Raw genomic sequence first — 14,479 nt, 5'->3', positions numbered from 1 at the left:
GGCGCGGGGCCGCGCGGCGAGCGCCTATGCCCACAGGAGGCCGGCGAGTGAGAAACCGGTGAACGCCGCCGCGAGTCCCGCCGCCACGCTCGCCACGACGTTCACGGCAGCGTAGAGGCCGGAGCCGGCCTCGGTCAGCCGCAGGGTCTCGTAGGAGAAGGTCGAGTACGTCGTCAGCGCGCCGCACAGCCCGGTGCCCAGCACAAGCCGCAGATCGGGACCGACCGCCCCGGCCGAGGCACCGCCCGTGACCAGCCCGAGGACCAGGCAGCCGGTCACGTTCACCACGAAGGTGCCCCAGGGGAAGAGCGAGTCGTGCCGGGCCTGCACGGCGCGGTCGGTGAGGTAGCGCAGGGGCGCGCCGACCACGGCGCCCGCGACGACCAGCAGCCAGTTCACAACGACTTCTTACCCTCCGGGTCCGTTTCGTCCGGACCGTGCGCACCCCGCGTCCACCGGACGACCTCGCACTCCTCCAGGGTCACGAGGCACGCGTCGGCCAGTTCGCCGAGGTGCGGCAGGAACGCCCGGACCCGCTCCTCGGCGTCGACCACGACCACCGCGACCGGCAGGTCCTCGCTGAGGGACAGCAGGCGGGAGGTGTGGATCCGGGAGGAGGCGCCGAAGCCCTCGATGCCCCGGAAGACGCTGGCGCCGGCGAGTCCCGCGGCATGCGCGCGGTGCACGATCTCGGCGTAGAGCGGCCGGTGGTGCCAGGTGGCGTTCTCGCCGACGTAGGCCGTCAGCCGCAGCGCGCGGCCGGTGAGGGATGTCATGGCCGCCTCCCGAGGAAGACCCGGCGGGCGGCGGCCGAGGCCAGCCACACCGCCGCGAGGGCCGCGCACAGCGTCACGGCCAGATAGGCGAGGGCGGAGCCCGGGCGGCCGGCGCCGGCCAGGGTGCGGATGTCGACCGCGTACGTGGAGAAGGTGGTGTAGCCGCCGAGCACACCGGTGCCGAGGAAGGGCCGCAGCAGACGGTGGGCGGCCCACACATCGGTGACGAGCACCATGAGGACGCCCATGGCGGCACACCCGGACACGTTGGTCCACAGCGTCGCCCAGGGGAAGCCGCCGGGCGGGGGGCGCCAGGCGAGCGTGAGCGCGTAGCGGCCCGTCGCGCCGAGCGCGCCGCCCGCCGCCACGACCGCGACGACGGGCGCCTGCGCGCGCCACCCGGACCGCCGGGGCGGTGCGGGGCGGACGCCGCGGGTCTCCGTTTCCGGGGCTGTCATCTGGTACGTCTCCTCTTACGGCCCCTGCCCCGTCGGGCGATCAAGGCCGCACCCAGCGTACCGCCGCGTCAGCCGGCGGCCGGCCGGGCGCAGACGGCCACACCGGGCTCGCGGAGGCTGCCCGGCACCAGGTGCCCGCCGGTCGCGCAGACGCTGGTGACCATGCGGAGACCGGACCGGCGGCGGGTGAGGTGGTGCACGATACGCCTCCTGGTCGTCCACGGCGACGACGCCCGCGGTCCCGCTCGGGCGGTACGGCGCGTGTACGGCGGCCCGCGCGGTGCCGCGCCGGACGGCCGGCGCGGCGCGGTGCAGCAGGCGCAGCGCGGGTACGGGCGGACTGGCCAGGGCGACCCGGATCGGGCCGCCGGGGCCCTCGCGCCAGAGGTCCGCCGGGCACGAGGGCCCGGCCCGGCACGAAAGCTCCGCCCGGCGCAAAAGCCCCGCCCGGCGCGAAAGCCCCGCCCGGCGCGAAAGCCCGGCCCGGCGCGAGAGCCCGGCCGCCGTGTCGCGGCCGGGCCCGGGCCGAGTCCGACGCCGCGCGGCCGCCTTCCGGGCGAGGGTGCGCGGGGCCGGGTGGACCCTGGTGAGCGGTGGGTCAGCGGTGGCTGAACCACGTCATGGAGGACAGCGCCCGGTCGTCGTAGCCGAACAGGGCCTGGTTCTCCCAGCCGTTGCCGGAGGCGGCGTCAGCCGGGTCCCAGCCGTTGCCGGCGACAGCGGTCCAGGTGGCCTCCCAGGAGAAGACTCCGAGACCGCGGCCGTTCGGGACGGCTTCCACGATGCTCGCCACGTCGTTCATCCACTTGGTCTGGCCGGCCACGGTCGCCGGGTAGCCGGGGACGAGTTCGCCGGTGGTGTCGATCTGGTTGGTGAGCGCGTCGTCGCTGTCGAGACGGAAGGGGTAGGCCGTCTCGGCGACGAAGACCGGCTTGCCGTAGCGGGAGGCCGCGTCGTCCAGCGTGGTCTGGAAGTCGGCGAGCGGGCCGTGCCAGTAGCCGTAGTAGGACAGGCCGATGGCGTCGAACTTCACGCCGTTCGCCACCGCGTTGTCGAACCACCACTCGGTGCCGGCCTTGTCGCCGCCCTTGGCCAGGTGCAGCGCGACGACGGTTGCGGAGTTGACGGCCTTCACGGCGTCGTAGCCCGAGTTGATCAACCCGGCGAGCTGGCTCCAGTGGTCTGTCGACCCCTCGGACCACAGCATGCCGCCGTTGATCTCATTGCCCACCTGGACCATGTCGGCGGTGGTGCCTTGAGCCTTCAAGGCGTTCAAGACATCGTACGTGTGGTTGTACACGTCCGTCTTGAGTTGACTGTATGTATGGGCCGTCCATGCGGCCGGCTTCTGCTGCGCGCCCGGGTCGGCCCAGGTGTCCGAGTAGTGGAAGTCGACCAGCAGCTTCATACCCTGCGCCTTGACACGCTTGGCCGTCGCCAGCACGTGCGCCTTGTCGTTGAAGCCGTCGGCCGGGTTCACCCAGACCTTCAGACGCGCGTAGTTCATGCCGTACGACTTGAGGATGGACAGCGCGTCGCCCGTGCCGCCCGAACTCGTCCGGTAGACACCGCCCTTGGCCTCGCTCTTGGCGAGGGAGGAGATGTCGGCACCATGGATGGATGTACCAGTGGTGCCGGACGCGAAGGTCAGGTCGTCCACATTGATCCAGTTGCCGGCATTCGCGTCACTATTGACGCTGATGGTGCACTGGTTGTTGGTCACCTTGACCGGCGTGACGATCCTGATCCATCCACTGGACGAGATCGGGAGATCAGTGCGCTGTTCGGCACCGCCGCAGTTCTTGAGCGCTATGTACGCGGCCTTCTGTCCCCCACTGGACCGCACCCACGCGGTCACCGTGTAGTTCCCGTTGGCCAGCCCGGACAGGTACTGGTACGTCTCCACCTTGTACGCGGACGCCGCGTAGTGGCTGAGGCGGTAGCTCCCGCCGTGGCCGCCGGCCTCCGTGTACGAGGCTCCGGTGTCGCCGTACTCCGACCAGCCGGCGGGCGTGGCCGCGCCCGCGCCGTCGGACTCGAAGCCGCCGTTGGCGAGGGTGCTCGCGGCCTGGGCGGGCTGGGCGGGCAGGGCGGTGAGGGCGAGCCCGGCAGCGAGCGCCGGCAGCAGGGCCCTGGTGGTGCGTCTGGGATGGAACTTCATCGTCCGTCGTCCCTTCGACGTAACTGGGGAGAGGGTCCTCCGGTGGTGCCGGAGGAGAACCCCTCCGCCCGCGGCTCCACGGCTCGCGCGGACGGAGGGGAGCCGGTTCAGCCGTCGAGCCGTACGACCCGGACGGCCCCCGCGGGGACCGCGAGGCGGCCCGCGGCGCGTTCGCCCGTCAGCAGCTCGGTGCCGGGCGTGTCCAGCGGCACCTTGGTGTCGCCGGCGGTGTGGTTGACGACGAAGAGGTAGGTGCCCGTCTCACCGCTGCGGCGCACCACCTCGACGTCACGGGGCAGCTCGGTGCGCGGAGCGAGCCCGGCGTCACCGGCCGCGCGGCCGATCACCGCGTCCAGGCCCTGGGTGTCGAGGCGGGTCGAGACGTACCAGGCGGTGCCGCGGCCGAGCCGGTGCCGGGTGACGGCCGGGCGGCCCGCGGTGAGCCCGTCGGCGTACGTCCAGACGGTCTCGGCGCCGCGCGGGACGACGAACTCCGTCCACACGTCACCGGTCGGCCCGGTGCCGTCCGGGCCGGTCAGCCGCACCCGCTCGTCCTTCAGCAGCGGCGAGAACTCCTCCACGGTCAGTCCGAGGACGTCGCGCAGCACGCCCGGGTAGGCGCCCTCGTGGACGGCGTCGTGCTCGTCCACGATCCCGGAGAAGTACGACACCACGAGCGTGCCGCCGTTCTCGACGTACTCCCGGACGTTGCGCCCGGCGGCCTCGGTCATCAGGTAGAGGGCCGGTACGACGACAAGGGGATAGGCCGACAAGTCGGCTTCGGGGTGGGCGAAGTCGACCGTGAGGTGGCGGTCGTAGAGGGTCTCGTAGAAGGAGTCGGCGCGTTCGCGCGGGTCGTGGTCCTCGCTGGGGCGCCACGCGAGGTTCTGCGCCCACCAGGACTGCCAGTCCCACAGCAGGGCCGCGTCTGCCTCGGTGCGGGTGCCCCGGACCTCGCTCAGCGCGCCGACGCAAGCGCCCAGTTCGGCCACCTCGCGCCAGACGCGGGTGTCGGTGCCGCCGTGCGGGAGCATCGCCGAGTGGAACTTCTCGGCGCCGCGCCGGGACTGGCGCCACTGGAAGAACATCGCGCCCTCGGAGCCGCGCGCCACGTGGGCGAGGGAGTTGCGGGCCATCTGGCCGGGGGCCTTGGCGGGGTTGCGGGGCTGCCAGTTGACGCCCGAGGTGGAGTGCTCCAGCAGCAGCCACGGCGCGCCGCCGGCGACCGAGCGGGTGAGGTCGGCGGCCATGGCGAGGTTGACGTGGGTGCGCCGGCCGTCGGTGATCAGGTAGTGGTCGTTGGTGACCAGGTCGACCTCGCGGCCCCAGGCCCAGTAGTCCATGGAGTCGCACTGGCTGAGGGCGGTCATGAAGTTGGTGGTGACCGGGACGCCGGGTGACAGGCGGTGCAGGATGTCGCGTTCGGCGCGGAAGTTCTCCCGGATGGTGGCGTCGGCGAACCGCTTGTAGTCCAGGGCCTGGCCCGGGTTGCCGACGGTCGGGGTGGCCCGGGGCGGGTTGATCTCGGCGAGGTCGGCGTAGCGCTGGCCCCAGAAGGCCGTGCCCCAGGCTTCGTTGACCGCTTCCGCGCTGCCGTAGGTGTCCGCGAGCCAGCGGCGGAAGTGGACCGCGCAGGAGTCGCAGTAGCAGGCCGAGACGGGGACGCCGTACTCGTTGTGGACGTGCCACAGGGCGAGCGCGGGGTGGTCGCCGTAGCGCTCGGCGAGGCGGGTGGTGATGTTCGCGGCGGCGGCGCGGTAGTCGGCGTTGCTGTGGCAGATGGCGCCGCGCGAGCCGAACTCGTAGCGCACGCCCTCGGCGGTGACCGGCAGGGCCTCGGGGTGGGCCCGGTAGAACCAGACGGGCGGCACCACGGTGGGCGTGCCGAGGTCGACGCGGATGCCGCTCTCGTGCAGCAGGTCCAGTACCCGGTCGAGCCAGCCGAAGTCGTACCGGCCCGGTGCCGGTTCCAGCAGGGCCCAGGAGAAGATGCCCACGCTCACCATCGTGACGCCGGCCTCGCGCATCAGCCGGACGTCCTCGCGCCAGACGGATTCCGGCCACTGCTCGGGGTTGTAGTCCCCGCCGAAGGCGAGCCTCGTGAGGCCCCTGGGGCTGGTGTCCGGCATGGATCCCTCCCGGGAAATCGATCAGATGGGAACGTGCACAGACAACGGCAGCCGTGCGAGCCCAACATAACCGCACAGCAACAACCATTGACAAGTGTCCGGGATGTTTCTCTACTGTGAACGCTCACAGAAGCATGGCAGGGGCTCGCGGCAGTGAGCAGCCGGGTCATGTGAGCGTGCACATCTGCATGGCAGGTCCCCGCAGCGGGCGGGGGCCCAGGTCAGGGGAGAAACCATGCCGCACACGAAGCGCCGCCGCCTCGTGACAACCGCCGTCGCCGTGTCCCTCGGCGCCACCGCCCTCGCCGCCTGCGGCTCCGGGGACGGGGACGAGGCCGGATCGGGTCCCGTCTCGCTGACGTACTGGACCTGGACACCCGGCATGGACAAGGTCGTGGACCTGTGGAACAAGGGGCCGGGGAAGAAGCAGCGGATCACCGTCACGGTGAAGAAGCAGGCGTCCGGCGACACGCTGGTCACCAAGATCCTCACCGCGCACAAGGCGAAGAAGGCCCCGGACCTGGTGCAGGCCGAGTACCAGGCGCTGCCGACGCTGGTCAGCAACGACGCGCTGGCCGACATCTCGGGGAAGGTCGGCGACGTCAAGGGCAAGTTCGCCGAGGGCGTCTGGCAGCAGACCACGCTGGGCACGGACGCGGTCTACGCGGTGCCGCAGGACATCGGCCCGATGATGTTCTACTACCGCGAGGACCTGTTCAAGCAGTACGGCCTGAAGGTCCCCACCACCTGGGAGCAGTTCGCCCAGACCGCCCGCCGGCTGAAGGAGAAGGCGCCGGACAAGAGCCTGACCACCTTCTCCGCCAACGACTCCGGCCTCTTCGCGGGGCTCGCCCAGCAGGCGGGCGCCAAGTGGTGGACCACCTCCGGCGACAAGTGGAAGGTCGGCATCGACGACGCGGCCACCCGGAAGGTCGCGACGTTCTGGGGCGGTCTGGTCAAGGACGGCGTCATCGACAACCAGCCGATGTACACGCCGTCCTGGAACAAGGCGCTGGACACCGGCAAGCAGATCGCCTGGGTGAGCGCCGTGTGGGCGCCGGGCACGCTGACCACGGCGGCGCCGGACACCAAGGGCAAGTGGGCGATGGCCCCGCTCCCCCAGTGGTCGCTCGACCAGGACGTCACCGGCAGCTGGGGCGGCTCCTCCACGGCGGTCACCACCGACTCCGCGCACCCGGAGGCCGCCGCCGCGTTCGCGACCTGGCTGAACACCGACCACGACGCGTTGAACGCGCTGGCGAAGGAGGGCGGCATCTATCCGGCGTCCACCTCCGCCCAGCTCAGCGGCGCGTTCTCCAACCCGCCGGCGTACTTCGCCAACCAGCCGGACTTCTACACCAAGGCCGCCGACATCGCGAAGACCACCGCGCCGTCCGCCTGGGGCCCGAACGTCAACGTCGCCTACACCTCCTTCAAGGACGCCTTCGGCGCCGCCGCCAAGAACCGGTCGGACTTCGCCGGCGCCCTGCGCACGATGCAGGACGCCACGGTCGCCGACCTGGAGAAGCAGGGCTTCGAGGTCTCCCGGTGAGCAGTTCCGCCGGCCGTCGGCCGTACGGGGTCAAGGGGGCCCCGTACGGCTTCCTCCTGCCCGCCACGCTCCTGTTCGCCCTCTTCTTCGCGCTGCCCATCGGCTACGCGGTCTGGCTCAGCTTCCGCAAGGTGCGCGTCTCCGGGCTCGGCCTGGGCTCGGGCGCCCGCAAGGAGGTCTGGGCCGGGTTCGAGAACTACACCGGCGCCTTCCAGGACAGCGAACTGCTGCACGGCGCGCTGCGCGTGCTCGGCTACGGCTGCGTCGTCGTCCCGGTGATGCTGGGCCTGGCGCTGCTGTTCGCGCTGATGCTGGACTCGGACAAGGTACGGCTCGCCCCCTTCACCCGGCTCGCGATCTTCCTGCCGTACGCCATTCCCGGTGTGGTGGCCGCGCTGCTGTGGGGGTTCCTGTACCTGCCGGACGTCAGCCCGTTCTACTTCGTGCTCGACCGGCTGGGCCTGCCGCAGCCGGACCTGCTGGACGGCGGTCCGCTCTACCTCGCCCTGTCGAACATCGCGGTCTGGGGCGGCACCGGCTTCAACATGATCGTCATCTACACCTCGCTGCGGTCGATCCCGGCCGAGGTGTACGAGGCGGCGAAGCTGGACGGCGCCACCCCGTTGCAGGTCGCCCTGCGGATCAAGATCCCGATGGTGGCGCCCTCGCTGGTGCTGACCTTCTTCTTCTCGATCATCGCGACGCTTCAGGTGTTCAACGAGCCGACCACCCTGAAGCCGCTCACCAACTCGGTCAACACGACCTGGAGTCCGCTGATGAAGGTGTACCAGGACGCCTTCGGCCGTAACGACATGTACGCGGCGGCCGCCGAGGCGACGCTGATCGCCGTGGTCACGCTGGCGCTGTCGTTCGGTTTCCTGCGGGCCGCGAACCGCCGCAACAAGCAGGAGGCGACGCGTTGAGTACTCTTGCCGTCCGCAAGGCCGCCCCGGCCGCCGGCACCACTCCGGGTACGGCGCAGGGGCCTCCGCTGCGCCGCCGGATCGCGCTGGTCCCGACGCTCACCCTGCTGCTGGGCGCGGTGTACACCCTGCTCCCGGTCGCCTGGGTGGTGATCGCGTCGACCAAGTCCGGGCACGAGCTGTTCTCCACGTTCACCTTCCTGCCCGGCACCGGCTTCCTCGACAACGTCAAGGACCTCAACGCCTACCGGGACGGCGTCTACTGGACGTGGATGGGCAACTCCGCCCTGTACGCCGGCCTCGGGGCCCTGCTGTCCACCGCCGTGTCGGCGTTCAGCGGCTACGCGCTCGCGATCTACCGCTTCCGGGGCCGCGAGACGATGTTCAACGTCCTGCTCGCGGGCGTCCTGATGCCCCCGGTGATCCTCGCGATCCCGCAGTACCTGCTGCTGGCGAAGGCCGACCTCACGGACTCCTACCTGTCCGTGCTGCTGCCGCAGATCCTCTCGCCGTACGGCGTCTACCTCGCCCGGATCTACGCGTCGGCCGCCGTGCCGGCCGACGTGGTCGAGGCCGGGCGGATGGACGGGGCGAGCGAGTGGCGGATCTTCACCCGGATCGCGCTGCCGATGATGATCCCCGGCATGGTCACGGTCTTCCTGTTCCAGTTCGTCGCGGTCTGGAACAACTTCCTGCTGCCGTACATCATGCTCAGCGACGACGAGAAGTTCCCGCTCACGCTGGGTCTTTACACCCTGCTGGAGCAGGGCTCGAACACGCCGGCCCTGTACACCCTGGTGATCACCGGCGCGTTCCTCGCGGTGCTGCCGCTGATCGCCCTCTTCCTGGTCATCCAGCGGTTCTGGAGCCTGGACCTGCTGTCCGGGGCCGTAAAGTCATGACCATGAGCAATCCGGGGGGACGGCGCAGACCGCCGACGATCCACGACGTGGCGCGCGAGGCGGGTGTCTCGCGCGGCACCGTCTCACGCGTGCTCAACGGCGGGCACTACGTCAGTCCCGCCGCGCAGGAGGCCGTCAACGCCGCGATCCGCAAGACGGGTTACGTCGTGAACCGACACGCCCGCTCGCTGATCACCGGGCGTTCGGACTCGGTCGGTTTCCTGCTGACCGAGCCCCAGGAGCGGTTCTTCGAGGACCCCAACTTCAATGTCCTGCTGCGTGGTTGCACCCAGGCGCTGGCCGCCCACGACGTGCCGCTGCTGCTGATGCTGGCGGGCACTCCGGACGAACGGCGGCGGATCACGCGGTACATCACCGCCGGGCACGTCGACGGGGTGCTGCTGGTCTCCAGCCACTCCGGTGATCCGGTCGCCGAGGAGCTGCGCGAGGCGGGGGTGCCGCTGGTCGCCTGCGGCAAGCCGATCGGCCTGGGCTCGAAGGTGAGTTACGTGGCCGCCGACGACCGGGACGGCGCCCGGGACATGGTCCGGCACCTGCTGTCGCTGGGCCGGCGCCGGATCGGCGTGGTCACCGGCCCGCTCGACACCCCGGGCGGTGTGGAGCGGCTCGCCGGCTACCGGGAGGTGCTCGCGGAGGCGGGTGTCGCGGCCGACGACCGGCTCGTCGTCTCCGGTGACTACAGCCGCGCCAGCGGCGAGGCGGCCGCGGAGCGGCTGCTGGCCCGGGCACCGGACATGGACGCGGTGTTCGTCGCCTCCGACCTGATGGCCCTCGGTGTGCTGACCGCCCTGCACCGGGCCGGCCGGCGGGTGCCGGAGGACATCGCCGTGGGCGGGTTCGACGACTCGCCGGCGGCGACCGCCGCCACCCCGGCGCTCACCACCATCCGGCAGCCGTGGGACCGGATCAGCACCGAGATGGTGCGGGTGCTGCTGGCCCAGATGGGCGGGGAGGACCCGGCGGCGGTGATCCTGCCGACGGAACTGGTCCGACGCGACTCGACGTGACGCCGGGTGCGGCCGGGCGGCCCGGGTGCCCGGGGTGCCGCCGCACGTCGTACGGGTGCCGCCGCACGTCGTACCGGAGCCGCTGCGGGTGCCCTGGTTCCCGGTCGCCGGGGGCGACCGGTCAGGATCGGAGAAGCCGTCGCGGGCCCCGCGCCTCTAGCGTGGGAACACCGGCGGGGAGCCCGCCGGCCGCACCGCGAAGGAGTGAGTCCCCATGACCGCCGGTCTGCAGACGATCATCTACCCCGTGAAGAACCCGGAGCGGGCCAAGGCCGTCTTCACCGCCCTGCTGGGGGTGGAGCCGTACGTCGACGAGCCGTACTACATCGGCTTCAAGGCCGCCGGGCAGGATGTCGGCCTGGACCCCAACGGGCACGCGCAGGGGCTGACCGGTCCGGTGCCGTACTGGCACGTGACCGACCTGCGCGAGCGGCTCGCGGCCCTGCTCGCGGCCGGCGCGGAGCTGCTCCAGGACGCCCGGGACGTCGGCAACGGCCGGCTGATCGCCTCTGTGAAGGACGCCGACGGCAATCTGGTGGGGCTGCTCCAGGACACGGCCGCCTGAGGTCCCGGGACCGCCCGTGCGGGGCACTAGTTGCACACTCAACGAAGAGCCCGTTCGGTGCTACGGTGCCGTTATGGCAGTCAAGACGGTCGAGACCCGGCTCGAGGAACGCTGGCGGGACATCCTCGCCGTGCACGCGCGCACGATGTGCGAGATCGACCGCGCTCTGCACCCGCACGGGCTGGGCGCGAGCGACTTCGAGGTGCTGGACCTGCTGGCCGCGGAGCGGCCGGAGCGGGGCGAGCAGTGCCGGGTGCAGAACCTGGTCGGCCGGGTCCACCTCAGCCAGAGCGCGCTGTCCCGGCTGATCGGCCGGCTGGAGAAGGACGGTCTGGTCGAGCGCTCGGTGTGTGTGGAGGACCGGCGCGGTGTGTGGGTCGAACTCACGCCCAAGGGGCGCGCGCTGCACGCCGAGGTCCTGCCGCTCCAGCGAGCGGTGCTCCGGCGCATGCTGGCCGGGCAGGAGTCCTGATCCGGGGCGACAGGCCCCGAAGCACCGGTCCGTCCGGCGGCGCCCCGGCGCGCTGTCCGCTCCCGCGCGTGTGCCGGCCGGTTCAGCGGGCCAGCAGCGTGCGGACGCCCTGCGAGGTCAGCGTCAGCGAGTGGTCGGAGCTGCCGTCTATGGCGAGGGAGAGGTTCTCCTCGGGCCACTGCGCGGCGAGCGCGCCGAGCGGGATCAGACGGTAGCGCGAGACGAAGGGCAGCAGCTCGGCCATCTCGCCCTCCGTGGTGAACACCGGGACGACCGGATCACCGCCGGGCTGTTCCAGGACGGGCAGGGCCACCGTCGTGGCGTCGGCGCCCTCTCCGTCCACCGTGTCGTCCGGCACCGGGACGAGTACGTCGCTGTGGGCGAGGGTGTCCAGGGCGGCCTGGTCCTCGGCGTTCGCGGCCAGCGCGTCCAGTGCCTGCTGGGCCGGCGTCGGAAGGTCGGCGTGTGCGGGTGTCTCCATGGCTGATCCCCAGGTAGCGGACGGTCGTACGGGCTGCCCGGACGGTCCTGCCCGGGCGTGCTCCCGCCTCGCGTACCCGGTGGGGTGCGGGGCATGCGCGCGGATCGACGGGAGGTCGGGCGCCGCACAAGTCGCGGGGGTGCCGGCCGGTGCGGGGCGCGGTCAGGTGCCGGGGGCGGGGAGCGGCAGGCCGGCGAGGGTGGTGACGCGGATCAGCGGCTCGTACAGCCGCATGATCTCCAGCGCCCTGCGGTGGGAGTCGTCGTCCGCGCCGGCGCAGGCGTCCGCCACGACCAGCACCTCCGCGCCGGCGTCCGCGGCGGCCAGGGCCGTGGACAGCACACAGCAGTCGGTGCTGACGCCGGCCAGCACCAGACGGCCGTCCGGGCCGACACGGGCGGCGAGTTCGGATGTCCACTTGCCGAACGTGCCGGCGTCCACGACATGGTCCGCGAGGTCCGCGAAACCGTCCGTCAGCTCCCACAGGCCGGCCTGCGGCGGCAGGCGGGCGAAGGGCCACCGGTCGTAGTAGGCACGCCAGGCGCCCGCCGGGTGTTCCGGGGCCAGGAAGCGGGTGAAGGTGACACGGCCGGCGAAGGCGGGCAGCAGGCGGCGCACTCCCGCCGCCGCGTCGGCGTACCGGGGCGCGGCCCAGGGGCTCGCCGGGTCGGCGAAGACGCGCTGCATGTCGATGACGGCGAGGTGGCCGCGGATCACGGGGCCGGCGCCTTCGCCCCGGGCGCCGGACTCGGTGCCTGGGCCTCCTGGCGGCGTACCCGGCCCGGACCGGGCAGCAGCGTGCCGAGGAAGGCGAGCGCCAGGGCGGCCAGGACGCCCAGGTTGGCGTAGGCCCAGGAGCCGTCGCGGCCGCCGAGGCCGAGCGGTCCGAGCAGATAGCCCTGCCAGGTCAGCCAGTGCGCGGCGGTATTGGTGACCAGCCCCCAGCCGACGGCCGTGGCGGCCAGGGTGAGCAGCAGCGGCAGGAGCGGGACGTCGCCGTAGCGGCCGTGCGGTCGGTACAGGTCGCCGTCGTCGTAGTCGCGGCGGCGCAGGGCCAGGTCGGCGAGCATGACGCCGGCCCAGGCGGCGATGGGCACGCCGAGGGTGGTGAGGAAGCCCGTGAACTGGCCGAGGAAGTCGTCGGCGAAGAACACGATGTAGACGGCGCCGGCGATCATCAGGACGCCGTCGAGCAGCGCGGCCAGGGGGCGGGGCACGCGCAGGCCGGCCGAGAGCAGGGCCAGGCCGGAGGAGTAGATGTCGAGGACGGCGCCGCCGACCAGGCCGAGGACGGCGACCACCGCGAACGGCACCAGGAACCAGGTCGGCAGGAGGGTGGAGAGCGCGCCGATCGGGTCGGCGCCGATCGCCTGGCTCAGCGGGGCGGAGGACCCGGCCAGCAGCAGACCGAAGACCAGCAGCACCAGCGGGGCGAGGGAGCCGCCGAACGTGGTCCAGCCGATCACGCCGCGGCTGGAGGCGGCGCGCGGCAGGTAGCGGGAGTAGTCGGCGGCGGCGTTGACCCAGCCGAGGCCGAAGCCGGTCATCATGAACACCAGCGCGCCGATGAACTGCTGCGCCGAACCGGACGGGAGGGCGGCGACCGTGCTCCAGTGGATGCGGTCGGCGACGAGCACGACGTAGACGACGGTGAGGACGCCGGTGATCAGGGTGATCCAGGTCTGCAGCCGCATGATCAGGCCGAAGCCCATCACCCCGCCGACGACGGTCAGCGCGGCCACCACCAGCAGGGCGACCGCCTTGGTCTCGGTGCCGCCGCCCCAGCCGAGGCGGCTGAAGACGGTCGCGGTGGCCATCGTGGCGAGTGCGGTGAGGACGGTCTCCCAGCCGACGGTGAGCATCCAGGAGACGACGGACGGCAGCCGGTTGCCGCGCACTCCGTAGGCGGCGCGGCTGAGCACCATGGTCGGTGCCGAGCCGCGCTTGCCGGCGACCGCGACGAAGCCGCACAGCAGGAAGGAGACGACGATGCCGAGCACACCGGCGGCGAGGGCCTGCCCGAAGGAGATGCCGAAGCCGAACGCGAAGGCGCCGTAGCCGAGTCCGAGGACGGAGACGTTCGCCCCGAACCAGGGCCAGAACAGGGTGCGCGGGGTGCCGTGGCGTTCCGCGTCCTCGATGACGTCCAGGCCGTGGGTCTCCACCCGCAGGGCGCGGTTCGCGGACGCGCCGTCGAGAGGATCCTGCGGTAATGCCGTCACCGAGCCACCTGCCCCCACCGCGGCGTCCCGGCCGCCGTACCTGTCCGAACGTGTCGGGTCACGCTAGGTCGGCGTCCGGAGGGCGTCAAGGCGGCTCCGGTCACCTGCCTACGTGGTGCCCTCGTCCTCGTCCGCGGCGGGGTCGTCCCCTTCGGCCTGGGACGGGGTGGTGCGGGGCGGCTGCTCCGCGTCGGGCGTGTCCGGCTCCCGTTCGCCCTCGGCCTGGGACGGGGTGCCGGCGGCCGTGTCGGACGGGACGCCGGACGGGGTGTTCTCGCTCATCTGGTTCCTCTCGGACGCGGTTCACGGCTGTTCCGGCGTGCCGGGTACCCGCGCGCGGCCGGGTCCATCACCTGCCGGTCGAGGTGAATCCACCGCCGGACGAGGGGTACCCAGGCAGTCTCGGCGCAGCATGCGGCGCCGGGCCGTTTGATCCTGCACCAACTCACCGCCTGGAGGAACCATGGCGGGTATCACCCCACCTGATCTGCAGAAAGCCCTCTCCGGCGCGGATTACCCGGCCAGTTCCGATCAGCTTCGGGAGGTCGCCGAGAAGAATCACGCGCCCAAGGAGGTCACGGAGCGGATCTCCCACCTCGGAAAGAAGGAGTTCCAGAATCCCGCCGAGGTCAGCAAGGCCGTCTTCCAGAACGAGTGACGGCGACCGGACACGGGTGTGCGGCGGCCGGATGCCTCGGCTCCGGCCGCCGCTTGGTGCGCGCACGCGGCGGGGAGGCGGAGGCGGGAAGTGACATCCGCCACAGAGGGTCTGGCCACTAAGGGTGCCGCATAGTAGTCGCCGCTCCGGCG

16 protein-coding genes and 1 pseudogene are annotated in these 14,479 nt (G+C 72.0%); 7 read left to right on the top strand and 10 right to left on the bottom strand.

Annotated elements, in window-relative coordinates:
- Positions 1 to 24 precede the first annotated feature (24 nt).
- From crcB to ACH4OA_RS24125, 6 genes and pseudogenes are all read right to left on the bottom strand, one after another.
- On the bottom strand, positions 25 to 399 hold the full coding sequence (gene crcB / locus ACH4OA_RS24150; protein ID WP_397937405.1) for a fluoride efflux transporter CrcB: 375 nt from the start codon (positions 397 to 399) through the stop codon (positions 25 to 27).
- The gene (locus ACH4OA_RS24145; RefSeq protein ID WP_365876764.1) at positions 396 to 776 is read right to left on the bottom strand and encodes a DUF190 domain-containing protein; all 381 of its coding nucleotides are present in this window, start codon (positions 774 to 776) and stop codon (positions 396 to 398) included. The genes crcB and ACH4OA_RS24145 overlap by 4 nt, the downstream gene beginning before the upstream one ends.
- Positions 773 to 1,234: a fluoride efflux transporter FluC gene (locus tag ACH4OA_RS24140; protein ID WP_397970778.1), complete on the bottom strand. Its 462-nt coding sequence runs from the start codon at positions 1,232 to 1,234 to the stop codon at positions 773 to 775. Before ACH4OA_RS24140 ends, ACH4OA_RS24145 begins: the two co-directional genes overlap by 4 nt.
- A 68-nt stretch (positions 1,235 to 1,302) precedes the next feature.
- Positions 1,303 to 1,639: pseudogene (locus ACH4OA_RS24135) on the bottom strand (SMP-30/gluconolactonase/LRE family protein); the annotation flags it as partial.
- 193 nt (positions 1,640 to 1,832) lie between these two features.
- The gene (locus tag ACH4OA_RS24130; protein WP_397970775.1) at positions 1,833 to 3,395 is read right to left on the bottom strand and encodes a glycosyl hydrolase 53 family protein; all 1,563 of its coding nucleotides are present in this window, start codon (positions 3,393 to 3,395) and stop codon (positions 1,833 to 1,835) included.
- A 107-nt stretch (positions 3,396 to 3,502) separates the two neighbouring features.
- A complete protein-coding gene (locus ACH4OA_RS24125) occupies positions 3,503 to 5,524 on the bottom strand; it encodes a beta-galactosidase (RefSeq protein WP_397970772.1) in 2,022 nt (673 codons plus the stop codon).
- Positions 5,525 to 5,759: 235 nt separating this feature from the next.
- On the opposite strand from ACH4OA_RS24125, the gene ACH4OA_RS24120 reads away from it, so the two are divergent.
- The 6 genes from ACH4OA_RS24120 (at position 5,760) to ACH4OA_RS24095 (ending at position 10,966) form a co-directional block, all read left to right on the top strand.
- Positions 5,760 to 7,076: an ABC transporter substrate-binding protein gene (locus ACH4OA_RS24120; protein ID WP_397970769.1), complete on the top strand. Its 1,317-nt coding sequence runs from the start codon at positions 5,760 to 5,762 to the stop codon at positions 7,074 to 7,076.
- A complete protein-coding gene (locus ACH4OA_RS24115) occupies positions 7,073 to 7,999 on the top strand; it encodes a carbohydrate ABC transporter permease (RefSeq protein ID WP_397970766.1) in 927 nt (308 codons plus the stop codon). The genes ACH4OA_RS24120 and ACH4OA_RS24115 overlap by 4 nt, the downstream gene beginning before the upstream one ends.
- On the top strand, positions 7,996 to 8,901 hold the full coding sequence (locus ACH4OA_RS24110; RefSeq protein WP_365876776.1) for a carbohydrate ABC transporter permease: 906 nt from the start codon (positions 7,996 to 7,998) through the stop codon (positions 8,899 to 8,901). Before ACH4OA_RS24115 ends, ACH4OA_RS24110 begins: the two co-directional genes overlap by 4 nt.
- A complete protein-coding gene (locus ACH4OA_RS24105; protein WP_397970763.1) occupies positions 8,898 to 9,929 on the top strand; it encodes a LacI family DNA-binding transcriptional regulator in 1,032 nt (343 codons plus the stop codon). Before ACH4OA_RS24110 ends, ACH4OA_RS24105 begins: the two co-directional genes overlap by 4 nt.
- Positions 9,930 to 10,143: 214 nt before the next feature.
- Positions 10,144 to 10,494 (top strand): VOC family protein, encoded by a 351-nt coding sequence (locus ACH4OA_RS24100; protein WP_397970760.1) that lies wholly within the window; start codon positions 10,144 to 10,146, stop codon positions 10,492 to 10,494.
- Positions 10,495 to 10,567: 73 nt separating this feature from the next.
- Positions 10,568 to 10,966 carry a MarR family transcriptional regulator gene (locus ACH4OA_RS24095; protein WP_365876782.1) on the top strand — a complete coding sequence of 133 codons (399 nt, stop codon included), beginning with the start codon at positions 10,568 to 10,570 and terminating at the stop codon, positions 10,964 to 10,966.
- Positions 10,967 to 11,048: 82 nt separating this feature from the next.
- Here the strand turns inward: ACH4OA_RS24095 and ACH4OA_RS24090 are convergent, their stop codons facing one another.
- The 4 genes from ACH4OA_RS24090 to ACH4OA_RS24075 form a co-directional block, all read right to left on the bottom strand.
- Entirely contained in the window at positions 11,049 to 11,447 is a 399-nt protein-coding gene (locus ACH4OA_RS24090) for an SseB family protein (protein WP_365876784.1), read from the bottom strand.
- Positions 11,448 to 11,609: 162 nt separating this feature from the next.
- The gene (locus ACH4OA_RS24085; protein WP_397970757.1) at positions 11,610 to 12,164 is read right to left on the bottom strand and encodes an isochorismatase family protein; all 555 of its coding nucleotides are present in this window, start codon (positions 12,162 to 12,164) and stop codon (positions 11,610 to 11,612) included.
- Positions 12,161 to 13,669: a cytosine permease gene (locus ACH4OA_RS24080; RefSeq protein WP_365876786.1), complete on the bottom strand. Its 1,509-nt coding sequence runs from the start codon at positions 13,667 to 13,669 to the stop codon at positions 12,161 to 12,163. The genes ACH4OA_RS24085 and ACH4OA_RS24080 overlap by 4 nt, the downstream gene beginning before the upstream one ends.
- 108 nt (positions 13,670 to 13,777) lie before the next feature.
- A complete protein-coding gene (locus tag ACH4OA_RS24075) occupies positions 13,778 to 13,951 on the bottom strand; it encodes a hypothetical protein (RefSeq protein WP_397937387.1) in 174 nt (57 codons plus the stop codon).
- Positions 13,952 to 14,132: 181 nt separating this feature from the next.
- On the opposite strand from ACH4OA_RS24075, the gene ACH4OA_RS24070 reads away from it, so the two are divergent.
- On the top strand, positions 14,133 to 14,327 hold the full coding sequence (locus ACH4OA_RS24070; RefSeq protein ID WP_365876790.1) for a DUF2795 domain-containing protein: 195 nt from the start codon (positions 14,133 to 14,135) through the stop codon (positions 14,325 to 14,327).
- Positions 14,328 to 14,479 lie beyond the last annotated feature (152 nt).

The organism is Streptomyces sp. NPDC017095 (genome assembly GCF_044332325.1).
Classification (GTDB): Bacteria; Actinomycetota; Actinomycetes; order Streptomycetales; family Streptomycetaceae; genus Streptomyces.
This window is presented reverse-complemented; position numbering and strand designations above follow the sequence as displayed.